Annotated in this window: 25 protein-coding genes and 1 tRNA gene; 7 read left to right on the top strand and 19 right to left on the bottom strand. The window is 61.6% G+C overall.

Features of this window, described 5'->3' with window-relative positions; translation table 11 throughout:
- Positions 1–10: 10 nt before the first annotated feature.
- The 10 genes from GRI34_RS13190 to GRI34_RS05200 all read right to left on the bottom strand — a co-directional run bounded on the left by GRI34_RS13190 (position 11) and on the right by GRI34_RS05200 (position 8,647).
- Positions 11–235: a hypothetical protein gene (locus GRI34_RS13190; protein ID WP_199800115.1), complete on the bottom strand. Its 225-nt coding sequence runs from the start codon at positions 233–235 to the stop codon at positions 11–13.
- A gap of 75 nt (positions 236–310) precedes the next feature.
- Entirely contained in the window at positions 311–1,042 is a 732-nt protein-coding gene (locus GRI34_RS05240; protein WP_160595047.1) for an RNA methyltransferase, read from the bottom strand.
- On the bottom strand, positions 1,029–1,499 hold the full coding sequence (nrdR, locus tag GRI34_RS05235; RefSeq protein ID WP_100258923.1) for a transcriptional regulator NrdR: 471 nt from the start codon (positions 1,497–1,499) through the stop codon (positions 1,029–1,031). The genes GRI34_RS05240 and nrdR overlap by 14 nt, the downstream gene beginning before the upstream one ends.
- Before the next feature lies 1 nt (position 1,500).
- A complete protein-coding gene (locus tag GRI34_RS05230; RefSeq protein WP_160595046.1) occupies positions 1,501–1,725 on the bottom strand; it encodes a hypothetical protein in 225 nt (74 codons plus the stop codon).
- Positions 1,726–1,736: 11 nt separating this feature from the next.
- On the bottom strand, positions 1,737–3,050 hold the full coding sequence (glyA, locus tag GRI34_RS05225) for a serine hydroxymethyltransferase (protein WP_160595045.1): 1,314 nt from the start codon (positions 3,048–3,050) through the stop codon (positions 1,737–1,739).
- Between the two features lie 2 nt (positions 3,051–3,052).
- On the bottom strand, positions 3,053–3,490 hold the full coding sequence (gene rpiB, locus GRI34_RS05220) for a ribose 5-phosphate isomerase B (protein WP_160595044.1): 438 nt from the start codon (positions 3,488–3,490) through the stop codon (positions 3,053–3,055).
- Between the two features lie 74 nt (positions 3,491–3,564).
- On the bottom strand, positions 3,565–5,571 hold the full coding sequence (gene rpoD, locus GRI34_RS05215; RefSeq protein ID WP_160595043.1) for an RNA polymerase sigma factor RpoD: 2,007 nt from the start codon (positions 5,569–5,571) through the stop codon (positions 3,565–3,567).
- 9 nt (positions 5,572–5,580) lie between these two features.
- A complete protein-coding gene (gene dnaG / locus GRI34_RS05210) occupies positions 5,581–7,482 on the bottom strand; it encodes a DNA primase (protein ID WP_160595042.1) in 1,902 nt (633 codons plus the stop codon).
- A 32-nt stretch (positions 7,483–7,514) separates the two neighbouring features.
- Positions 7,515–8,198 carry a hypothetical protein gene (locus GRI34_RS05205; protein WP_160595041.1) on the bottom strand — a complete coding sequence of 228 codons (684 nt, stop codon included), beginning with the start codon at positions 8,196–8,198 and terminating at the stop codon, positions 7,515–7,517.
- Positions 8,195–8,647, bottom strand: coding sequence for a GatB/YqeY domain-containing protein (locus GRI34_RS05200; RefSeq protein WP_090482949.1), 453 nt, complete (start codon positions 8,645–8,647; stop codon positions 8,195–8,197). Before GRI34_RS05200 ends, GRI34_RS05205 begins: the two co-directional genes overlap by 4 nt.
- A gap of 151 nt (positions 8,648–8,798) precedes the next feature.
- Between GRI34_RS05200 and carA the strand changes: the two genes are divergently transcribed.
- The 4 genes from carA (at position 8,799) to greA (ending at position 14,111) form a co-directional block, all read left to right on the top strand.
- Positions 8,799–9,983, top strand: coding sequence for a glutamine-hydrolyzing carbamoyl-phosphate synthase small subunit (carA, locus tag GRI34_RS05195; RefSeq protein ID WP_160595040.1), 1,185 nt, complete (start codon positions 8,799–8,801; stop codon positions 9,981–9,983).
- A complete protein-coding gene (locus GRI34_RS13265; protein ID WP_234028151.1) occupies positions 9,983–10,207 on the top strand; it encodes a hypothetical protein in 225 nt (74 codons plus the stop codon). Before carA ends, GRI34_RS13265 begins: the two co-directional genes overlap by 1 nt.
- Positions 10,207–13,530 (top strand): carbamoyl-phosphate synthase large subunit, encoded by a 3,324-nt coding sequence (carB, locus tag GRI34_RS05190; RefSeq protein ID WP_160595039.1) that lies wholly within the window; start codon positions 10,207–10,209, stop codon positions 13,528–13,530. The genes GRI34_RS13265 and carB overlap by 1 nt, the downstream gene beginning before the upstream one ends.
- Positions 13,531–13,643: 113 nt before the next feature.
- Positions 13,644–14,111: a transcription elongation factor GreA gene (greA, locus tag GRI34_RS05185; RefSeq protein ID WP_160595038.1), complete on the top strand. Its 468-nt coding sequence runs from the start codon at positions 13,644–13,646 to the stop codon at positions 14,109–14,111.
- A 12-nt stretch (positions 14,112–14,123) separates the two neighbouring features.
- On the opposite strand, the gene GRI34_RS05180 is transcribed toward greA, so the two are convergent.
- The 6 genes from GRI34_RS05180 to GRI34_RS05155 all read right to left on the bottom strand — a co-directional run bounded on the left by GRI34_RS05180 (position 14,124) and on the right by GRI34_RS05155 (position 16,911).
- Complete coding sequence (locus GRI34_RS05180) at positions 14,124–14,600, bottom strand: GNAT family N-acetyltransferase (protein WP_160595037.1); 477 nt, start codon at positions 14,598–14,600, stop codon at positions 14,124–14,126.
- Positions 14,601–14,607: 7 nt separating this feature from the next.
- On the bottom strand, positions 14,608–14,838 hold the full coding sequence (locus GRI34_RS05175) for a DUF4170 domain-containing protein (protein WP_160595036.1): 231 nt from the start codon (positions 14,836–14,838) through the stop codon (positions 14,608–14,610).
- Between the two features lie 107 nt (positions 14,839–14,945).
- Complete coding sequence (locus GRI34_RS05170; RefSeq protein ID WP_160595035.1) at positions 14,946–15,455, bottom strand: hypothetical protein; 510 nt, start codon at positions 15,453–15,455, stop codon at positions 14,946–14,948.
- A 60-nt stretch (positions 15,456–15,515) separates the two neighbouring features.
- Positions 15,516–15,827: a hypothetical protein gene (locus tag GRI34_RS05165; protein WP_160595034.1), complete on the bottom strand. Its 312-nt coding sequence runs from the start codon at positions 15,825–15,827 to the stop codon at positions 15,516–15,518.
- Complete coding sequence (locus GRI34_RS05160) at positions 15,820–16,251, bottom strand: phage holin family protein (protein ID WP_160595033.1); 432 nt, start codon at positions 16,249–16,251, stop codon at positions 15,820–15,822. The genes GRI34_RS05165 and GRI34_RS05160 overlap by 8 nt, the downstream gene beginning before the upstream one ends.
- A 21-nt stretch (positions 16,252–16,272) precedes the next feature.
- A complete protein-coding gene (locus tag GRI34_RS05155) occupies positions 16,273–16,911 on the bottom strand; it encodes a hypothetical protein (RefSeq protein ID WP_199800114.1) in 639 nt (212 codons plus the stop codon).
- 172 nt (positions 16,912–17,083) lie between these two features.
- Between GRI34_RS05155 and eno the strand changes: the two genes are divergently transcribed.
- The 3 genes from eno (at position 17,084) to GRI34_RS05140 (ending at position 20,755) form a co-directional block, all read left to right on the top strand.
- Positions 17,084–18,361 (top strand): phosphopyruvate hydratase, encoded by a 1,278-nt coding sequence (gene eno, locus GRI34_RS05150; protein WP_160595032.1) that lies wholly within the window; start codon positions 17,084–17,086, stop codon positions 18,359–18,361.
- A 244-nt stretch (positions 18,362–18,605) separates the two neighbouring features.
- Positions 18,606–19,664, top strand: coding sequence for an aminoglycoside phosphotransferase family protein (locus GRI34_RS05145; protein WP_160595031.1), 1,059 nt, complete (start codon positions 18,606–18,608; stop codon positions 19,662–19,664).
- Positions 19,664–20,755, top strand: coding sequence for a hypothetical protein (locus GRI34_RS05140; protein WP_160595030.1), 1,092 nt, complete (start codon positions 19,664–19,666; stop codon positions 20,753–20,755). The genes GRI34_RS05145 and GRI34_RS05140 overlap by 1 nt, the downstream gene beginning before the upstream one ends.
- Here the strand turns inward: GRI34_RS05140 and ribH are convergent.
- The 3 genes from ribH to GRI34_RS05125 form a co-directional block, all read right to left on the bottom strand.
- Entirely contained in the window at positions 20,752–21,174 is a 423-nt protein-coding gene (gene ribH / locus GRI34_RS05135; protein WP_160595029.1) for a 6,7-dimethyl-8-ribityllumazine synthase, read from the bottom strand. The genes GRI34_RS05140 and ribH overlap by 4 nt on opposite strands.
- A gap of 6 nt (positions 21,175–21,180) precedes the next feature.
- Positions 21,181–22,419 (bottom strand): 3,4-dihydroxy-2-butanone-4-phosphate synthase, encoded by a 1,239-nt coding sequence (gene ribB / locus GRI34_RS05130; protein ID WP_160595028.1) that lies wholly within the window; start codon positions 22,417–22,419, stop codon positions 21,181–21,183.
- Between the two features lie 109 nt (positions 22,420–22,528).
- Positions 22,529–22,604, bottom strand: a tRNA-Lys gene (locus GRI34_RS05125).
- Between the last annotated feature and the right edge of the window lie 102 nt (positions 22,605–22,706).

The following is a 22,706-nucleotide window of genomic DNA, read 5'->3' as shown; positions in this document are numbered from 1 at the left end:
CGGCGCGGCCCTATTCGCCGCGATTGAATTCGATCCATTCGGCGGCGGTCATGCAGACCTTCTCTTTGCGGCGGCTGCTCATATCGGTGCGGATATATTTGCACACCTTCTCGTTCTTTTTCTTCGCGTCAGCTTCGGAAGCCGGCGTGCGGTTTTCCGTCGACGCGTCAGGCTGGCCGCCAAGGGCGGGAACGGCAAGAAAGCTCAGTCCAGCGGCAATCGCTGCAAAACGCATAGTAAATCCTTGTGTTTTCTAAAGGTTCGGTGCCGCGCATATTCATGACAGCATGAACTGTCGATGAGTTTGCAATCAATTTTCGCGACGTTTTCGCTGAAGCGATGACAGCACTCCACGAAGTGTACGTATCTCAAGGTGGTTCCAGCCCGGTTTGGTCAGGACACCGCGCAAGGTCCGCCGCGTGGAATCGGCGCGAGCTTCGGGGAGAAAATACCCGTTCGGCTCCAGCATGCTTTCGAGGTGGCCGATCAGACCTTCCAGCTCTTCCTGGGGGGCAGGCGGCAAGAGGTCTTCCTGCGTCGGCTGGGCCAGCGTTTCGTGCTTGCTCCACTCGTAGGCGCAAAGGATCACCGCCTGCGCGAGATTGAGCGATCCGAATTCGGGGTTAATCGGAACGGTCAGGATTGCGCGGGCAAGCGCCACGTCCTCGGTTTCGAGGCCGGAGCGTTCCGGACCGAAGAGAATCGCGCTGCGCCCGGCTGCGACTGCAATTTCGGAGGCCGCTTCTTCCGGTGTCACGACGGGCTTGGTCACGCCGCGCTTGCGAACGGTGGTGGCGTAGACATGGGCGCAATCGGCCACGGCTTCGGCGGTGGTGGAGAAGACGTGTGCATTTTCAAGCACGATATCCGCGCCAGATGCGGCGGGACCGGCCGATGGATTGGGCCAACCGTCGCGCGGTTCGACCAATCGCAGTTCGGAAAGCCCGAAATTCAGCATGGCGCGCGCCGCCTTGCCGATATTTTCGCCAAGCTGGGGCCGGACGAGAACGATAACCGGCTTGCGGAGGTCAGCCCCGCTCATTGGCTGCGGCTTCCTGGACTGTGCTTGCGAATTCTTCGAAGTCGCGGGCTTCACTGAAGTCGCGATAGACCGAAGCGAAGCGGATATAGGCGACCGAATCCAGCTGGCGCAGTCCGTCCATGACCATTTCGCCGATACGCTGCGATGCGATTTCGGCCTCGCCGGCGGTTTCAACCTGGCGCTGGATGCCGGAGACGAGCTGGTCGATCCGTTCTGGCGACACATCGCGCTTGCGGCAGGCGAGGGAAATCGACTGTTCAAGCTTCGCGCGCTCGAACGCTTCGCGCCGGTCGCCGGATTTGACCACGGTCACTTCGCGCAATTGCACGCGTTCGAAGGTGGTAAAACGCGCACCACAACTGGAACACTGGCGGCGACGGCGGATCGAGGTCGAATCCTCGGTCGGACGACTATCCTTAACCTGGGTGTCGTCGAAAGCGCAGAAAGGACAGCGCATTTTACGGTCTCAGGCGCTTATAGAGCATCAGGCCGGCACCGGCGACGCCGCCGATGACCGGTCCGACCACAGGCAGGACCCATCCGGCAACCGCACCGATGGCCGCCCCGGTTAGGACGGGCGCGGTCGAAGGATGATCGCCCCCTTCCTTCATCATTGCCTTGAGCTCGTCCCGCGCGTCGGGGAGCAGGTCATGGTCCTGGTGCTTGGGTTCCTTGTCGTCCATCGTCTGTTTCCTCAGCGGCCCGGGTAGACCGGGAATTTCGCACACAGTTCGGACACGCGAGCGCGCACACTTTCTTCGACCTGGCCGTCGCCTTCGGGGCCATTGCGCGAAAGGCCGTCGACGACTTCGCAGATCAGCTTGCCGATGGTTTCGAACTCCGCCGGTCCGAAGCCGCGCGTAGTTCCTGCTGGCGTGCCGAGGCGGATGCCGCTTGTCACGAAGGGGCTGCGCGTGTCGTAAGGTATGCCGTTCTTGTTGCAGGTGAGCCAGGCGCGGTCGAGACCGGCTTCGGCTGCCTTGCCAGTGACGTCTTTTGCAGTGAGGTCGACCAGCATGGAGTGGTTGTCCGTGCCGCCGGAAACGACACGCAGGCCGTTCGCCTCGATGCCGCGGGCAAGAGCGCGGGCGTTTTCGACGACGCGGTGCGCATAGTCCTTGAAATCGGGACGCAGGGCTTCGCCGAATGCGACCGCCTTGGCTGCGACCACATGCATCAGCGGACCGCCCTGCATGCCCGGGAATACGGCCATGTTGAGCGGCTTGGTCAGCTCTTCGTTGTTCCACAGGATGACGCCGGAACGCGGTCCGCGCAGGCTCTTGTGGGTGGTCGTGGTGACGACATCGGCATGGGGGAAGGGCGAGGGGTGGGCGCCGCCGGCGACGAGGCCGGAAATGTGGCTCATGTCGACCATCAGGATCGCGCCGACTTCATCGGCTACCTTGCGGAATGCTTCCCAGTCCCACACGCGCGAGTATGCGGTACCGCCTGCGATGATGAGCTTGGGCTTATGCTCCCTTGCCGTCGCCATCACCTCGTCCATGTCGATCAGCTCGTCGTCCTTGCGAACGCCGTAGCTGACCGGATTGAACCATTTGCCGCTCATATTGACCGGCGAGCCGTGGGTGAGGTGACCGCCCGAGTTCAGGTCGAGACCCATGAAAGTATCGCCAGGCTGCAGCAGGGCCAGGAAAACGGCCTGGTTCATCTGGCTGCCGGAATTGGGCTGAACATTGGCAAAGTTGCAGCCGAACAATTGCTTGGCCCGCTCTATTGCCAGCGTTTCCACGACATCGGCATAGTCGCACCCGCCGTAATAGCGCTTGCCCGGGTAGCCTTCCGCATACTTGTTAGTGAAGACACTGCCGGTAGCCTCGAGCACGGCCGTCGAGGCGATATTCTCGCTTGCGATCAGTTCGATCTTGTCCTGCTGCCTGGCCAATTCGTTGCGGATCGCTGCGTGAACTTGAGGATCCGCCTGTTCCAGCGTGTCGTGCCAGAAACGGTCCATCGGGTCGCGTTGGGTGTGTGCTGCCTGGGTTGCCATGATCAGTTTTCCGGGTTGGAGAGCTTGTCGACGCGGCGCTGGTGGCGCCCGCCTGCGAATTCGGTTTCGAGGAATGCGGTCACGCAGGCCTTGGCCATATCGCTACCTGTGAGGCGCGCGCCCATCGCGATGCAGTTCGCGTCATTATGTTCGCGGCACAGCGAAGCCGAGAGAGGCTCGGACACAAGCGCGCAGCGCACGGCGGGATTGCGATTGACGGACATCGAAATCCCGATGCCCGACCCGCACAGGGCAATGCCGCGCTCTGCCGTGCCATCGGCTATGACACTCGCCAGCTTAAAGCCGAAGTCGGGGTAATCGACGCTGTCGGTCGTGTCCGGGCCGAGGTCGGCGACCTCGTGTCCCTGTTCGATGAGCCAATCGCGCAGTTCGGCCTTCAGGTCGATCGCGGCGTGGTCGGAGGCAATAGCGATACGCATGGCCATCCCCTTACGGAAACGGCCCGCTGATTGCCAGCGGGCCGAACCTGAAATCACCGATTGAGCGGCAAATTTTACTGGTCGAGGAAGGAGCGCATCTTGCGGCTGCGGCTCGGATGCTTGAGCTTGCGCAGCGCCTTTGCCTCGATCTGCCGAATACGTTCGCGCGTAACGGAGAACTGCTGGCCGACTTCTTCGAGCGTGTGGTCGGTGTTCATGCCGATGCCGAAACGCATGCGCAGAACGCGTTCCTCACGCGGGGTGAGCGAAGCAAGGACGCGGGTGACCGTTTCCTTGAGGTTCGCCTGGATCGCTGCATCGACCGGGATGATCGCGTTCTTGTCCTCGATGAAATCGCCAAGGTGCGAATCTTCCTCGTCGCCGATGGGCGTTTCGAGGCTGATCGGTTCCTTGGCGATTTTCATCACCTTGCGCACCTTCTCGAGCGGCATGGAGAGCTTCTCCGCCATCTCTTCGGGCGTCGGTTCGCGGCCCTGATCATGCAGGAACTGGCGAGAGCAGCGGACCAGTTTGTTGATCGTCTCGATCATGTGGACCGGGATGCGGATCGTGCGTGCCTGATCGGCGATCGAGCGGGTGATTGCCTGCCTGATCCACCAGGTTGCGTAGGTGCTGAACTTGTAGCCGCGACGGTATTCGAACTTGTCGACCGCCTTCATCAGGCCGATGTTGCCTTCCTGAATGAGGTCGAGGAACTGCAGGCCGCGGTTTGTGTACTTCTTCGCGATCGAGATGACGAGGCGCAGGTTAGCCTCGACCATTTCCTTCTTGGCGATACGCGCTTCGCGTTCGCCCTTCTGGACCATATTCACGATACGACGGAATTCGGGCAGGGCCATGCCGGTAGCGCCGGCGATATCGGCGATTTCCGCACGGATGCGGTCGATCGCATCGGCTTCCTTCTCGGCGAAGGCGGCCCACTTCTTATCCTTCTTGACCTTGTCGTCCATCCACGTGTCGTCGAGCTCGTTCCCGATATAGGAATCGAGGAAGTCGACACGCTTGACCTTGTGGCGTTCCGCCAGGCGGAGCATCTGGCCGCCGAGAGCGGTCAGGCGACGGTTGAAGGCGTAGAGATTGTCGACCAGGAATTCGATCTTGGTCGCGTGGAACTGGACGCTCTCCACCTCGGCAGTAAGCTGTTCCGAAAGCGCTTCGTACTTCTTTTCCTTTGCGGCCGGGAAATCGTCACCGCGGCCGAGAACTTCGACGCGCTCTGTCTGCAGCTTTTCAAACTTGCCGAACAGGTCTGCGATACGGGCGAAGCGTTCGATGGCGTCCGGCTTGAGGGCGGCTTCCATCTGAGCAAGGGACATGGTGTTGTCCTCTTCCTCTTCGTCGTCCTTCTTCGAACCTTCTTCGCCGTCCTCGTCTTCCGATTCCTCGGAATCGTCGTCGTCTTCGTCACGAATGGTCGGGCCGGCGGTTTCTTCCGAGATTTCGCCGTCGTCATCATCGTCTTCGGCGTCGTCGTTCAGCTTGTCTGCCGGCGGTTCCTTGGAGAGCATGGCGTCGAGATCGAGGATCTCGCGCAGCTGCATTTCCTCGGCATTGAGCGCTTCGGACCACTGGATGATAGCGTGGAAGGTGATCGGGCTCTGGCAAAGGCCCATGATCATCATGTCGCGCCCGGACTCGATGCGCTTGGCAATGGCGATTTCGCCTTCACGACTGAGCAGCTCGACCGCGCCCATTTCGCGCAGGTACATGCGGACCGGATCGTCCGTACGCTCGCCAGCTGCCAGTTTCTTCGGCCCGGTCGGCTTCTTGGCGGGCTCTTTCTCCCCCGAAGAAGGCGCCGGAGCGATTTCTTCGACTTCGTCTTCCTGCTCCGCATCCTCGTCGTTCTCGACGATCTGGACGCCCATTTCGGACAGGGCAGACTGGATGTCTTCGATCTGGTCGGAGCTCATCTCGCCCTGGGGCAAGGCGTCGTTGAGCTCGTCATAGGTGACGTAGCCCTTCTTCTTCGCCTTGGTAAGAAGCTTTTTGACCGACGCTTCGTTGAGATCGATCAGCGGTGCGTCGTCTTTGTCGCCCGACTTGGTCTTGGTGGCCATAAAGAGCAATCAGTCCGTACTTGCGCCGCTGCCAGGTTCCGGGTCCTGTGCGGCATCTGAATCTTTTGCGGTCGCCGAAGCGGCCTTGCGGCTTGCCATTTGCCCGAGTCGCGCCTCGAATTCCAGCTTCCGTTTCAGCAATTGCTGCTGTTCGACGAAAGCCCCTTCGGGGTCGCTCTCGAAACGCGCGGTCGCTGCTGCCAACGCGGCTTCGAGTGCCGGCCTTTCGACCAGCAGAGACACGGCTTCGGCCAGTTCCTCGCGCGCATCTACCGGGTCGGTGCCTTCATCAAGAAAGGCGAAACGGATGTTAGCCGGTGGGGCGGGTAGGCCTTCGGGTAGCGATATGGGCGATTGCGCGCGCGAATCAAGCGTTTCCGCTGCGGCAAGAAGCGAATCTATCGCCGAACCGACATTTCGGTCACTCTGTGCCACGCGGGCGAGCGCCGCCTCATGGCGGGCGATCTCGCCCGGATGGCGCAGCATTCCGTGGATTACAGCGCTCGCCAGTGTATCACGCGACCCGCCTTCGATCGCTCTTTTCAAGCGCCGCTCGGCATCGGCCGAAAGTTGGGGAGAAGGTGCTTTGAAGCTTCCCTTTTTCCATTCCCCACGTGGTTTGAATTCGCGCTGGGGGCGGGGCGGAAATGCGAAGTCGGAGAACCGCTGGGTCAATTCGCGCTTGTAGAGCGCCCGGATGTCGGGATGCTCGATGGCCTCGACGTGATGCATCAGGCGCGCTTTCAACCCGGCTTTCTCTTCCGGTGAAGTCAGGGGCGCGGCGGCCTTTTCGAACTCCCACAAAGTGTCGAGGAGGCTTGCCGGGCTGGAGAGCAGCTCTTCGATGGCAGACACGCCCTTCTCGCGGATCAGGTCATCGGGGTCCATTCCGGCAGGCAGTCTGACGATGGAGAGTGAATGCCCGGGACGCAGCATGGGGAGGGCACGTTCGATGGCGCGCATGGCCGCCCTTTGCCCGGCATTGTCACCGTCGAAACACAGGATCGGCCGCTCGACTTGCCGCCACAGGAGCTCGATCTGGTTCTCGGTCAGGGCCGTGCCGAGCGGTGCGACGGCTTCCGCGATGCCGGCGTTCGCCAGTGCGATCGCGTCCATGTACCCCTCGACAACGATAATCCGCCCGGTCTGGCGAGACGCGGGCGCGGCGCGGTGCAAGTTGTAGAGCGTGCGGCCCTTGTCGAAGAGCGGGGTGTCGGGCGAGTTGAGATACTTGGGCGCATTGGGATTGCTGTCGCTATCGAGAATGCGTCCGCCGAAAGCGATGACCCGGCCGCGCGCATCGTGGATCGGGAGCATGAGCCGCGCGCGAAAGCGATCGTAGGGATCCTTGCCCTCGACCTCGATCCGCATGCCGGCTTCGATCAGCATTTGCTCCTTAAAGCGCGACAAGGCCGCTTTCGAGGCCTGCCTGTCCTGTGGAGCATATCCGAAACCGAATTCCCGGATGATCGAGTCCGAGAACCCGCGCCTACCAAGATAACTTCTTGCCTGCGCGCCGTCGGCTGATCGGAGGTTATTGACGAACCAGTCCTGCGCAGCTGCCGTGACGTCGTGCAGGCTGGCGCGCTTTTCGGCGCGCTTGGCGGCCTGGGGATCGGGGGCAGGGACTTCCATGCCCGCTTCCGCCGCCAGTTCCTTGACCGCATCCATAAAGGGCATGCCGCGCTGGTCGGTCAGCCAACGGATGGCATCGCCATGCGCCTCGCACCCGAAGCAATGGTAGAAGCCTTTTTCGTCATTGACGTAGAAGCTGGGCGTCTTCTCATTGTGGAACGGGCAGCACGCCTTGAACTCACGCCCCGCCTTGGTCAGGCGCACGGTGCGGCCGATCACGGCGGACAGGGTCGTCCGCATGCGCAATTCATCCAGCCATTGGGGTGAGAGGGCCATCTCCTCTCCCTACTGCCTGAAGGCGAAAGCCGCTAGTTGGCGGGCACTTCCGTTGCCGGTTTTTCTTCCGCCGGGAAGGGTCCTCGCGCAACGGCCTGATCGCCCAGGACTTCCAGCAAGAACGCATCGGAAGGACCAGCGGGAGGCTCAGTCGACTGCCACCAAACAGTGACGGTGGCGTTTTCCCGCCAACTCTGCCCGTCGACAACTCTCCATATGAGACGGCCATCGTCGATCGTTACGCCGATTGCCTCCTCGCTACCGAAAGCGGCCTGCGCCTGGCTGCGCGAATAGCCCAGCGAGCCGTTGAAGCCGTGGGCGCGCTCGGTGGTCCTGAACAGGGTAGGCGGCGCTTCGACCACTTCGGGACCTGCTTCAGGCTGAGCAGTACTTACGCCGTCGAGGGTCACCTGGTGGACGTACGTATAGATCGTGCCTTCCGGCATCTGGCCAGGCTCGCAGGTTTCAACGCCTTCGGGGCACGCGACGAAGCTGACCATCTCGCCGATCTGTGCGCTGCCTGCGCTTAGGATCGTTTCGACCTCGGGCCCTTGCGGACCGACAATCTTCGCACCCAGCGTCGACAGGTCGAGATCGGCGGCGACCAGCGTGCGCGGCTGCGCAGGCGTTGGCGTGAGCGTCGGCGCGGGTTCGGGCTCGCTCGAACCGCAGGCGGCGAGGGCGAATGGCGCGGCAATCAGCAAAAGGCGCTTCACGACAGCGCCTCCTTCACGAGGCCGCTGGCTTTGCTCATATCGAGCGTTGCGCCGTGGCGGGCTTTCAATTCGCCCATGACCTTGCCCATGTCCTTCATGCCTTCGGCACCGGTATCGGCCTTGATCTGGGCGATGGCGGCGCGGGTTTCGTCCTCGCTCATCTGCTTGGGCAGGAATTCCTCGATCACGACGAGTTCGGCCTTTTCCTTGTCGGCCAGTTCCTGCCGGCCGCCGTCTTCGTACATGGCAATCGATTCGCGGCGCTGCTTGGCCATTTTCATCAGCACGTCGGTAACGAGCTCGTCATCCTCCGGCTTCTTGTCCGAAGTGCGCAGTTCGATATCGCGATCCTTGATCTTCGCACCGATCAGGCGGAGCGCGGCGGTGCGCTCCTTGTCCTTGGCCTTCATGGCAGTGACGGTTTCGGTCTGGATCTTTTCGCGGAGCATGAGGCCTCTTAACGCTAAACTGTGGATGGTTCGGGTCCCATGTAAGGCAAGCTGACGCAAAGCCAAGTGTTCCGCTTGACGGGGAGGCGCAGCACCTATAGCGGCCATGGCTTAGCGACATCGCCGGAAACCCCTGACTCGGAGAGCCCCCATGGCCCTGCCCGCATTCTCGCACGCGCAACCCAAAGGCGCGACGGGAGTCCTCGTCTTCGCGGACGGAACCTGCATCTGGGGCAAGGGCTTCGGCGCTTCCGGATCGGCCGTCGGCGAAGTGTGCTTCAACACGGCGATGACCGGATACCAGGAGGTGATGACCGATCCCTCCTACGACAGCCAGATCGTCACCTTCACTTTCCCGCATATCGGCAATGTCGGTGCGAACGAGGAAGACCACGAAAGCCGCGGGCTCGGTGCCGTCGGCTGCATCGTGCGCCAGGAAGTCACGCCGCAGTCCAATTTCCGCGCACAGCAGGAATTTGTCGACTGGATGACCGCCCACGGCAAGATCGGCCTGTCGGGCGTGGACACGCGCGCGCTGACCCGCCGCATTCGCCTCAACGGCGCACCGAATGCGGTCATCGCGCACAATCCGCGCGGCGAGTTCGACATGAAGGCGCTGAAGAAGCAGGCCGCCGAATGGAGCGGGCTGGAAGGCCTCGACCTCGTCCCCGGTGTGACCCGCGAAGGGCAGGAAGACTGGAAGGGCGGTCACTGGCAGCTCGGCTTCGGTTATACCGAGGGTACTGCTGACAAACCGCACGTCGTCGCTATCGATTACGGCGCTAAGGACAATATCTTCCGCAATCTCGTGAAGGCGGGAGCCAAGGTCACTGTCGTGCCCGCACGAACCGCGCTGGACGAGGTCATGGCGCTGAAGCCCGATGGCGTGTTCCTCTCGAACGGCCCGGGCGATCCGTCGGCAACCGGCGAATATGCCGTGCCGGTGATCAAGGGCCTGCTGGATGCCGACGTGCCGCTGTTCGGCATTTGCCTCGGTCACCAAATGCTCGGCCTCGCGGCGGGCGCGAAGACCGCCAAGATGTTCCAGGGCCACCGCGGCGCCAACCACCCCGTCCAGCGTGTCGGCGGAGAGTGGGGCGCCAGCGAAGGCCTCGTCGAGATCACCAGCATGAACCACGGCTTCGCGGTCGATGTCGACACCCTGCCGGATGGCGTAGAGCAGACCCACGTCTCGCTGTTCGACGGCACCAATTGCGGCATCTCGATCAAGGGCAAGAAGGCGTTCGGCGTGCAATACCACCCCGAGGCAAGCCCAGGGCCGCAGGACAGCTTCTACCTGTTCGAGAAGTTCGTGGGGATGTTGGGAGCGACGTAATGGCTATTATCCGGAAAATCGATGAACTTGATTTAAAGGCAAACGCTCGTCACTCGGAAACGCACGGTGGCTGGTCCATACAGGGCCAAGACGGCGAAAAGTTTCTCCAAATAAACACTGTGGGTTCGGCTGACAGAGAGATTCCTGGGAAGGTCTCTCAGACATTGCGGCTTAGCAAAGAAGCTGTCGAACAGCTTGCTGAACTGGCTAGAAAGCACCTTTGATGCCCAAACGCACTGACATCTCCTCGATCCTCGTCATTGGCGCCGGTCCGATCATCATCGGCCAGGCTTGCGAGTTCGACTATTCCGGCACGCAGGCGATCAAGGCGCTGAAGGAGGAGGGATACCGGGTCATCCTGGTCAACTCCAACCCTGCCACGATCATGACCGATCCGGAAATGGCCGACGCGACTTATGTCGAGCCGATAACGCCGGAAATCGTCGCCAAGATCATCGAGAAGGAACGACCCGATGCGGTCTTGCCGACAATGGGCGGGCAGACCGCGCTGAACTGCGCGCTCAAGCTCGACGGGCTGGGTGTGCTGGAGAAGTACGGCGTCCAGATGATCGGCGCCAAGGCCGACGCCATCGACAAGGCGGAAAACCGCCAGCGTTTCCGCGAGGCGATGGACAAGATCGGCCTCGAAAGCGCCCGCAGCGGTATCGCGAACACGGTGGACGAGGCCTTTGCAGTGCTCGAACGCACCGGTTTGCCCTCCATCATCCGCCCGAGCTTCACGCTCGGCGGGACGGGCGGGGGCATCGCCTACAACAAGGCCGAGTTCGAGCGCATCGTGCGCGAAGGCCTCGACGCATCGCCCACCACCGAAGTCCTGATCGAGGAATCGCTGCTCGGCTGGAAAGAATACGAGATGGAGGTGGTGCGCGACCGCAAGGACAATTGCATCATCATCTGCTCGATCGAAAACGTCGATCCGATGGGCGTGCACACGGGCGATTCCATCACCGTAGCACCGGCGCTAACGCTGACCGACAAGGAATACCAGATCATGCGCACTGCCTCTATCGAGGTTTTGCGCGAAATCGGCGTGGAAACAGGCGGTTCGAACGTACAGTTCGCAGTCAATCCGAAGGATGGCCGCCTGATCGTGATCGAGATGAACCCGCGTGTCTCGCGCTCCTCGGCGCTGGCATCCAAGGCGACCGGCTTCCCGATCGCGCGCGTCGCGGCGAAGCTGGCGGTCGGCTACACGCTCGACGAAATCGACAACGAGATCACCGGCGCAACGCCCGCCTCGTTCGAGCCGACCATCGACTATGTCGTCACCAAGATCCCGCGCTTCGCATTCGAGAAGTTCAAGGGAGCGAAGGCTGAACTCGCCACGGCCATGAAGTCGGTGGGCGAGGTCATGGCGATCGGTCGCTGCTTTGCCGAGAGCATGCAGAAGGCACTGCGTGGCCTCGAAACCGGCCTCGACGGGTTCAACCGCGTCCCCGAACTGGAAGGCGTGAGCCGCGACAAGATCACCGCGGCGCTCTCGCAGCGCACGCCCGATCGGATCCTCAAGATCGCGCAGGCCTTCCGCGAAGGCCTCACCGTTGATGAAATCCAGCCGATCACCGGTTTCGACCCGTGGTTCCTGCGCCAGATCGAAGCGATCATCTACGAAGAGCAGATGCTTGGGCACAACGGCCTGCCGCGCGATGCGGCCGAGATGCGCCGCCTCAAAGCCATGGGCTTCTCCGACAAGCGCCTCGCCACGCTGGCGGTCCGTTCGGTCGGCGTTGCCGGCGGCATGGCGGAAACGCAGGCCCGCCGCTCCGGCCTACTGCATGACGCTTTGCGCGCCATGGCCGGCGCCACCAGCGAACAGGAAGTGCGCAAGCTGCGCCAGAAGCTCGGCGTGAACCCCGTTTTCAAGCGCATCGACAGCTGCGCGGCCGAATTCGAGGCCGTCACGCCGTATATGTACTCTACCTACGAAGCGCCCAGCTTCGGGGAGCCCGAGGACGAGGCGGAGCCGAGCGATCGCAAGAAGATCGTCATCCTCGGCGGCGGCCCGAACCGGATCGGGCAGGGCATTGAGTTCGACTATTGCTGCGTCCACGCCTGCTTCGCGCTTGCCGAAGCCGGGTTCGAGACCATCATGGTCAATTGCAACCCCGAGACCGTTTCGACCGACTACGACACCTCCGACCGCCTCTATTTCGAGCCGTTGACGGAAGAGGACGTGCTGGAAATCCTTCGCGTCGAAATGTCCAAAGGTGAAGTCGTGGGCGTGATCGTCCAGTTCGGCGGGCAGACCCCGCTCAAGCTGGCCGCTGCGCTCGAACGCGAAGGCATCCCGATCCTCGGCACGTCGCCCGATGCAATCGACCTTGCCGAAGACCGCGAACGTTTCGCCAAGCTGGTTTCGAAGCTCGATCTCATGCAGCCGGACAATGGCATCGCCAAGAGCCGGGACGAGGCCGCAGCCGTCGCCGCGCGGATCGGATATCCGGTCCTGCTCCGCCCGAGCTACGTCCTCGGCGGCCGCGCGATGGAGATCGTCGACAGCGAAGCGCAGCTCGATGACTACATCAACACGGCAGTGAACGTGTCCGGCGACAGCCCCGTGCTGGTCGACCAGTACCTGCGCGATGCGGTGGAATGCGACGTCGATGTGATTGCCGATGGCAATGAAGTGCGCATCGCCGGCGTCATGCAGCACATCGAGGAAGCCGGCGTCCACTCGGGCGACAGCGCTTGCACCCTTCCGCCTTACAGTCTGCCTGACGACATCGTCGAGGAGATGGAGCGCCAGGCGACCGCCCTGGCAGAGGCGCTGGACGTGCGCGGCCTGATGAACGTGCAGTTCGCGGTGAAGGACGGCGGGGTCTACCTGATCGAGGTCAATCCGCGCGCCAGCCGAACCGTGCCCTTCGTGGCGAAGGCCATCGGCCAGCCCGTCGCCAAGGTCGCCGCGCGCGTCATGGCGGGCGAACCGCTTTCCAATTTCGAACCGTTCAACCTGCGGCCCGACCACATGGCGGTGAAGGAAGCCGTATTCCCCTTCAGCCGCTTCCCAGGTTCCGATCCGGTCCTGTCGCCTGAGATGAAGAGCACCGGCGAGGTGATGGGGATCGACCGCGATTTCCCGGCGGCGTTCCTGAAGTCGCAGCTGGGTGCGGGCATGATCCTTCCCGAAGGCGGCACGCTGTTCGTGTCGGTCAAGGACAGCGACAAGGAAGTCATCCTCCCCGCAGTCGCGACCGTGCTGGAGCAGGGCTTCCGCGTCATCGCGACGGGCGGGACGCAGCGCTTCCTGGTGGAGCAGGGTCTGAACGTCGAGCCAGTCAACAAGGTGGCCGAAGGTCGCCCGCACATCGTCGATGCGATCATCGACGGTGAAGTGGACCTGATCTTCAACACTACCGAGGGTTGGCAGTCGCTTCTGGATAGCCAGTCGATCCGTGTGGCGGCCCTCGAAAAGAAGGTTCCGTACTACACGACGGCGGCAGCCAGCCTAGCTGCGGCGCGGGCGATTGCAGAGGTTTCCACCGAGCAGCTTGAAGTGCGTTCATTGCAAGACTATTATAGCTGACAAGAACACACGCCCACCTTCCCGACATACGAACATTCCAAGGCCCGCTTTTCCTGCGGCTGGGTTCGAATTGTCCCGGGGGGGCAGGGCAAGCAGGAAGGATTTGGGGTTCCATGGATAAAGTGCCGATGCTGGCCGAGGGCTACGAGAAGCTCACTGCCGATCTGAAGGTGCTGCGTGCCGAAAGGCCGAGGATCGTCGACGCGATCGAGGAAGCGCGCGCGCATGGCGATCTTTCTGAAAACGCCGAATATCACGCCGCGAAAGAACGTCAGGGGCAGGTCGAGGCCATGATCGGCGACCTGGAAGACAAGATCAGCCGCGCACAGATTATCGACCCGAGCACGCTTTCGGGCGACAAGATCGTTTTCGGAGCGACCGTGACCCTGCTCGACGAAGACGACAAACCGGTGAAATACCAGATCGTCGGCCAGACCGAAGCAGATGCTGCCCAGGGCCGGATTTCGTATACTTCGCCGATTGCTCGCGCGCTGATCGGCAAGCAGGTGGAGGAAGAGGTCGAAGTGACGGTTCCTTCGGGCGACAAGTTCTACCTGATCGACAAGATCGAATTCATCTGAGGCGACACGCCGTCAGTCGATGGCTTTTTCCATCGCCCAGTTGTGGATCGGCACACCGTCGATTTCGAACTCGCGCTTTTCTGTAGCCACGTAACCTGCCTCTTCGAATGAGGGGCGGGCGAGGTCGCTCGCCTCGGTGTAGAGGCGAGTGATGCCGTGGTGCTTGGCGAAGAGCGATGCAGTCGCCAGCAAGTTCAGCGCCAGTCCTTTGCGGGTGTGCGCCGGATCATTGTAGAGGTGATCCAGATGCCCGTCCGGCTCCAGCAACGCATAGGCGACCGGATCGTCTGCTTCATTGGCGGCGACGAAGATCGTAGCGCCATTATTTACTCGTTCACGATAAAGTTCGGCACCAGGGTGCCGCGATAGCCAGACATCCACCTGTTCGTCCGAATAGGCTTCGGGTCCAATGCCCTTGATCGCGGCCCTGCAGACCGACGCCAGAGCCTCGGCATCCGAATCCTGGTATGGCCGGATCGAATAGGCCACGGCTGTGTCAGGCTTCCGGGTCGAGCAGTTTGTGCAGGTGTACGATGACGTATTTCATCTCGGCATCGTCGACCGTGCGCTGGGCATTGCCGCGCCATGCGCTTTCGGCATTTTCGTAAGTCGAATAGACGCCTGCCACGTGGATGCTCTCGGGATCGCTAAAGGTCACGCTGCGCGGGTCGGTCACACGGCCGCCCATGACGAGGTAGAGCGTCTGCTTACTCTCTTTTTCTTCCATGATGTTTGTTTTCCAATCTTGGGGAGGAGATTTGCGACGCCCATAGCGAAAGCGGCGCGACAGGAAAACCCGTCGCGCCGCTTTGGCATCGAACTGCTACTTATGTCTTAGCGACCGACGCGTGCCTTGAGATCGCGCACAGTGCGCGAGGACTTGCGGCTCGCCTTGCGACCACCGGACCTCAGCGCATCGCCGAGCGAATCGGCACGATAGGCTGTATCACGCTTGAGCCTGCGTGCCTGCGTGCCTGCGGCATCGCTGTAGTCTTCGAACTTGTCGCCGACCTCGTCGATGATCGAGAGGCCGTAGGCGAGCGCCGCATCCGCTGCATAGGAAGCGAGCGATCCGCCGCGGCGACCGAGCTCGCGGCCCCTGCGCGTCATTGCGCCGATGGCGAGTCCTACCACGACTGCACCGGCGACGGTTGCGACGGGGTGCTTCTTGGCGAAGTCGACCGCACTGTCTGCAACGTCCTTCGCCTGGTCGGCGAAGCTGCGTTCTTCATTGCGCTTTTCGCCAGCTTCGATCCGCTTGCGAAGACGCTCACGCTTCTGCTCGTCGCTTAGCTGGCTATCGGCGCTGATCGGGGTGACGTTGGTGGTGGCGTTGTCTGCCATGAGTTTTCTCCGGAATTTGTGTTCGTGGAGTCAACGATTTGAGGGGGGCGGTCGTTCCGCCTACTCGTCGTTCTGCGCTGTCTCTTCGTCGTCTTCTGGCTCGAGGCCGAAGATGGAAAGGATCGGGTTACGCGCAAACCAGACCGCGATTGCTGCGACCAGGGCGGCAAGTGCACCCTTATTGTTCTCGGCAACCTCCACGGCTTCTTCGTAGACGTCGATTGCGCCCTCACGGACGCGATCCATTGCGCGTTCTCCAAGCGACTTTCCGCGGAAGGTCGTTTTCAGGTTTTGGACGTCGGCATCGACCAGCGCCTTGGCAGAATTGCGCAAGTGGCGGTCGGCCAGCATCTGTGCCTTGCGATCACTCATGATTGTCTTCCGAAAAAGCGTCGCGAACCTCGTCGATCCGTGCTTTCAACAGGCTGAGGAAGAGAATGCCGATTGCGACCAGAGCAATCGTAACGATAGCAGTCGCGATCCACGGGCCGACGATGGGCGCCAGTGCGATCACCAATCCCACAGTCATGGCGATCAAGGCGAGGTGGAGAACGCCAAAGGCGCCAAGCCCGAAGGCAATGGCGCCCTTGATCCTGTTTGCTGCAAATCCCGCGCGGCTCTTCTGGTAGGCCATTTCGGCCTCGGCATAAGTCTTGCCGTCTTCAAGCAGCGCGATGACATCGTCGGCTAGGGAAGGGCCGACTGCTTCGTCGTGCTCTTCTTCGGGCTCATAATCGTCCGGCAAGTCTACCGGACCATCATACGGCGCGTTGTCGCGCTCTTCTTCTTCGAGCATCGAGCCCCCCTTGCTCACCGATTAGCGACGGAAAATGCGCGAAAGCACGAAACCTGCCGCAGCCGCAATACCGATCGCGAGGCCGGGGCTCTTGCGGACGAATTCGCGACCGTCTTCGACCAGGTCGTCGACGTTCTTTTCGTCGAGCTTGCCGGCGTAGTCTTCAAGCGCGGTCGAAGCGGAACGGGCGTATTCGCCATACTTGGCGCCAAGCTTTTCATCGACCTGATAGGCGTTGTCGCTGATCGTACGGCTCAGGGCGCGCAGACCTTCGCTGGTTTTCACTTTGCCTTCGGTGGCGAGTTCCTTGCCTTTCACGCGTGCTTCCGCGCCATACGCCTTGGCTTCGCCGACCCAGTCTTCGCGTTTGTCGGCGGCCTGGCCGCGCACTGCGGTGGCGCGTTCCTTGCCTTCGGCACGAAGGGCGGCTGCACCAGCCTTGGCTTCCTCAAGCGCTGCGTTGAAGCGGCTCTTGGCTTCTGCGCGGTGCGGGTTGGTGCTTTCGGTGGTGTTGCTGGTTGCTGTGTTGGTCACTGGAGCTTTCTCCTTTGCTACACCCTTTTTCGCCACGGTTTTCTTGGGCGCCTTGCGGGTGGTGGATTTCTTGGGTGCGGTAATGGCTCGCTTCTTGGAGCCAGTGGATGTGTTTTCTTCGGCCATAGCCTCGTCCTTCCCGTCAATTCGTATTCATCCGGGACTACAGACGAGGCCCGGTATTCCTTTTTGCAACGTCGCTTGCGCCGACATGTTCCGGCGAATACAGCGCTGCCCGTACACCGATTTAGTGGTGTCCTATACCATTACAACACCCCGCCGAGGAGTTTGTTCCGAAATGACCGCCATCATCGACATTCACGCCCGCGAGATTCTTGACAGCCGTGGCAATCCCACGGTCGAGGTGGATGTGCTGCTCGAAGACGGCAGTTTCGGCCGCGCCGCCGTGCCTTCGGGCGCATCGACCGGCGCCCACGAAGCAGTGGAACTGCGCGATGGCGACAAGGACCGTTACCTCGGCAAGGGCGTCCTCAAGGCAGTGGACGCCACAAATGGCGAGATCAGCGATTTGCTCATTGGCAACTTCGATGCCGAGGACCAGCGGGACATCGACCTCGCCATGATCGCGCTGGACGATACGCCCAACAAGGGCCGCCTGGGTGCGAACGCGATCCTGGGCACCAGCATGGCTGTCGCCAAAGCGGCCGCCAATGCGCGGGGCCTGCCGCTCTATTCTTACATCGGCGGTGTCTCGGCCCATGTGCTGCCCGTGCCGATGATGAACATCATCAATGGCGGCGAACACGCCGACAACCCTATCGACATCCAGGAATTCATGGTCATGCCGGTCGGCGCCGACAGCCTTGCCGAAGCGGTGCGCTGGGGTGCGGAGATCTTCCACACACTGAAGAAGAACCTTTCGCAGAAAGGTCTCGCGACGGCAGTGGGCGACGAAGGCGGCTTCGCACCCGATCTTGCTAGCACGCGCGACGCGCTCGATTTCATCACGGGCTCGATCCAGCAGGCCGGCTTCACGCCCGGAGACGATGTGGTCCTGGCGCTCGACTGCGCCTCGACCGAATTCTTCAAGGACGGCAAATACATGATCTCGGGCGAGAACCTCGCGCTGACGGGTGACGAAATGGCCGAGTATCTTGCAAAGCTGTGTGCCGATTATCCCATCCGCTCGATCGAGGACGGTATGGGCGAAGACGACTTTGCAGGCTGGAAGGCCCTGACCGACCTCGTCGGCGACAAGGTGCAGCTGGTGGGCGACGATCTTTTCGTGACCAACCCCCAGCGCCTGACTGACGGCATCGAACAGGGCCTAGCCAATTCGCTGCTGGTCAAGGTCAACCAGATCGGCACGCTTTCCGAAACGCTCGATGCAGTAAGCATCGCCAATCGCGCGGGCTATACTGCGGTCATGTCGCACCGTTCCGGCGAGACGGAAGACGCGACCATCGCTGACCTGGCGGTCGCCACCAACTGCGGACAGATCAAGACCGGCTCGCTCGCCCGTTCGGACAGGCTTGCCAAGTACAACCAGCTGATCCGGATCGAGGAAGAGCTGGGCGATAGCGCAGTCTACGCCGGGCGCTCCTGCTTCGGCTGAGACCCAAGCCTGCGCTCCCTGGCGCTGCGCAGCTCTTCGATAGCGTGATCGAGTCGGAGAGCCGCGCCGCGCACCTCCAGTGCGTCGAGCTGGATTAAACAGTGTTCGAGCTGATCTATGATTGCGGCGAGCCGGGCGTCGTGTGTCGTGTCGTGCATTTCGGTGGACAGGAATGCACGATGCAGATTGCCATGCGGTGATGGTCTGGCTAGCCTTTCCTACCTAGGGAGAGGGCAGTTTTCGCATGGACCATATTCCGGGTCACCCGGACGACATTACTGCGGCCTGGCTCAGTGAGTTGCTCGGGACGGAAGTAACCGACCTTGGCTGGACACCGATCGGCACCGGACAAGTCGGCGACAGTGTCCGGATTGCGCTGCAAGGACCGGATGTCGGCGGGCGCGTTCCTGCGACACTCGCCGCCAAGTTTCCTGCAGCGGACGAGACCAGCCGCGCAACGGCGGCGCTATTCGGACTCTATAGCAAAGAAGTTCACTTTTATCGCGAGGCAGCACCCGAGCTGGATGTCAGGGTGCCTAAGGTTCATTTCGCTGATGTTTGTGACAACGGGCAAAGGTTTTGCCTGATCTTCGAAGATCTTGGACCGGCCCGGCAGGGCGACCAGATCCGGGGATGCTCGCTTGACGACGCGAAGGCTGCCATCAGGCAGGCGGCTGCAATTCACGCGCCCAGCTGGGGCAACAAGGACCTGCTTTCGGCCGATTGGATTCAGCCCGCACCCGACCTGGGAGAAAAGATCGCGGCGATGTACCCGCAGGCGCAAGCGGTGTTTCGCGAAAGGTACGCCTCTCAGCTCGAGCCGGAATACATGGCTCTGTGCGACGAGCTCGCCGAAGTGTCGTCCCTATATCACCAAAGGAACGGCGATCCCCAGTGCCTGGTGCATGGGGATTTCCGGCTCGATAACATGCTGTTCGATATCCACGGCGGAGCGGAGCCGATTGCGATCCTTGACTGGCAGACAGTCACGGTCGGCAAAGCGATGACGGACATCGGATATTTCATGGGCTGCGGCATCGGCGACCTCGGCCTCGAGCACGAGGACGAACTGCTCGATCTCTACCTCTACGACATGAAGGCTCGTGGCGTCGATCTGAGCCGCGCGGACATTGCTACCGACTTTCGCACAGGGATACTGCACGGTGTTTCGACCGCAGTCTTCAGCGCGGCATTCGTCGAGAGGACCGAGCGGGGCGATGCAAATTTCCTGTCGATGGCGCGCGGCGCTTGCGCGATGGCACTTCGGCATGACAGCATAGCGGCGTTAAAGGAGGCGAATTGATGGTTCTATCGCGCGGGGACGATTATCCGATCCATCAGACGCCCGAACCGATCGCCTATTCGGGCACGGACCGGAATTTCTACGACCGCTATTTCTTCAATGGCTATGCGCCCGACGGCAGCGGTTTCTTTGCCCTGGCATTCGGGATTTACCCACAACTCGACATCGTCGATGCGCACTTCAGCTTCATCAGAGGCGATACGCAGCATTGCGTTCACGCCTCGGCCGAAATGGGCATGGAACGCATGGCCTTGAGCTGCGGACCCATTTCCATCGAAATCGTCGAACCCTTGCATGCATTGAAAGTGAAGGTCGAGGAAACCGAAGGCATCGCCGCCGAATTCACTTTCACCGGTCGTGCATTCCCAATCGAGGAACCGCGTTTCACCCATCGGCTCGGCCCGCGAGCGTTCATGGATTGCACGCGCATGACGCAGAACGGGCACCTTACGGGCTGGATTTCGCTCGACGGGGAGCGCCACTCCCTAGCGCAGGGGACTGCGGGAACACGCGACCGCAGTTGGGGAATTCGACCGATCGGTGCCAGCGATCCTCAGCCGATACCCGGCCATCAATTGCCCGGGTTTTTCTGGCAGTGGACGCCAATCAATTTCGACGATGGCAGCCTGTTCTTCCATGTGAATAACGACGAGCATGGAGAGGCGTGGAATACCCGTGCGGCATGGGCCCCGGACGGAGCCGACGCCCGCGATATCAACGAGGGAGTGGGGAGCATGCGAACCCGGCTCGCCCCTGACACTCGTTGGCCATCGGGGGGCACGCTATCGCTCGCCCTGAAGGGCGCACCGGAGCAGGTGACCTTCGAACCGCTCGGCCGGTTCCAGATGCGCGGGATCGGCTATACGCACCCCGAGTGGGGCCATGGCCTGCACCATGGACCATTGCGGGTATCACGTGAGGACATCGATCTTGCGACGCTTGACCCGCTAAAGCCGGAAAACATTCACGTGCAAATCCCGATCCGGGTAACCGGCAGCGACGGCAGGAGCGGGATCGGTATATTCGAACAGCTTATCATGGGGCGGTTTGCCCCACTGGGACTGACCGAAATGCTCGACGGGGCGTCCTAACCTGCAAACCGGCCCTGGAGTTCGAGCAGGGCAATAGCTGCCTTTGCAGCCTCGCCGCCCTTGTCCTTCCGGCTTGAATCGGCCCGCGCGAGCGCCTGCTCCTCGTTCTCGACGGTAATGATGCCGTTACCGATGGCGATGCCATCCATGGTCAGTGCCATGATCCCGCGTGCGCTCTCGCCCGCAACGATCTCGAAGTGATAGGTTTCGCCCCGGATGACTACGCCGATAGCGACGAAGCCGTCGTAGCGTCCGCTGTCGGCTGCCATGGAAATCGCGCCCGGAATTTCGAGAGCGCCGGGGACGGTCAGCACTTCGACCGAATGGCCCGCAGCTTCGAGCGCCGCAGTCGCGCCTGCAACGAGCATGTCGTTCAGATGGTCGTAGAAACGCGCTTCGACGATAAGGAAATTGGCCATCTGTGCTTACTCCGGAATAGGACGGTGATCGACGATGTTGAGGCCATAGCCTTCGATCGCGACGACATTGGGTTGTGAATTGCTGAGCAGGATCATGTCCTCGACACCCAGGTCGGCAAGGATTTGCGACCCGATACCGACATTGCGCTGGGCTTCGTTTTCGCCGTAGCCGCTTGCCGGCCTACCGGTAATGATGACGATGATGCCCGAACCATGCTCGCCTACGGCCTGCATGGCCCGCTGCAGGGTACGTTTGCGCGGTCCCGGCTTGCCCAGCACATCGTCGAAGATCGAGATGGGGTGCACGCGCGTGAGAGTGGCTTCGCCTTCCTTCACGTCGCCCTTTTGCAGGACATAGGATTCGCTGCCATCGACCGTGTTGCGATAGGTCAGCATTTTCCAGTCGCCGCCATAGTCGGACTCGAACGTGTCCTCGGCGATCCGCTCGACCAGATGGTCGTGACGCATACGGTATTCGATCAGATCGCGGATCGTGCCGATCTTCATGTCGTGCTTGCGCGCGAAGGTCACCAGGTCGTCCAGCCGGGACATGGTGCCATCCTCGTTCATGATCTCGCAGATCACGCCCGAGGGGTTGAGGCCGGCGAGGCGGGAGATGTCGACGGCCGCTTCCGTGTGACCGGCGCGAACCAACACCCCGCCATCACGCGCAGTGAGAGGAAAAACGTGACCCGGGGTCACGATATCGTCGGGGCCCTTGGTGGCGTCGATGGCGACCGAAACCGTGCGCGAGCGGTCGGCCGCGCTGATGCCGGTGGTGACGCCGGTCTTGGCCTCGATCGAGGTGGTGAAGGCCGTCTGCATGCTCTCGCGATTGTCGCGGCTCATGGGCTCGAGGCCGAGTTCCTCCACGCGCTTGCGATCCAGCGAGAGGCAGATGAGACCGCGACCGTGGGTGGCCATGAAATTGATGGCGTTGGGCGTCGCCATTTGTGCGGGAATGATGAGGTCGCCTTCGTTTTCGCGATCTTCGTCATCGACGAGGATGAACATCCGGCCATTGCGCGCTTCGTCGATGATCTCTTCCGCGCCGACAATGACAGGCGTCTCGTCATTCGCCTCGAGGAATGCTTCCAGCTTGGCCAGGGTGTCGGCAGTGGGGTTCCAGCTGTCGTCGGTGCAATCGCGCAAGGTATTGGCGTGCAAACCTGCGGCGCGGGCCAGACCGGCACGGGTCATCAGGCCTTGGGATACGAGGGTGCGGACTTTCTCGATTGTGTTCATGTCGCTCGCCTAATCACATTCAAATGTGATGTCAAATTTGCGGCGCACACGTGAATGGTCTGCGCGGGCAAACGCGATGATTAATTCGCTATGTCGATAGGGTGGGAAATGGTGGACGCACTAGGGCTCGAACCTAGGACCCGCTGATTAAGAGTCAGCTGCTCTACCAACTGAGCTATGCGTCCACTCTCACGGTCTGCCCGCGCTCCGGCCCGGTGGTGCGGGCGGCCCCCGACTCGGGGGAGGCGCTCATATAGCGGCTGTCGTTCGGAATAAAAGACCTAAAT

Origin of the sequence: Qipengyuania aquimaris (assembly GCF_009827445.1) — a bacterium.
GTDB classification, from domain to species: Bacteria; Pseudomonadota; Alphaproteobacteria; order Sphingomonadales; family Sphingomonadaceae; genus Qipengyuania; species Qipengyuania aquimaris.
This window is presented reverse-complemented; position numbering and strand designations above follow the sequence as displayed.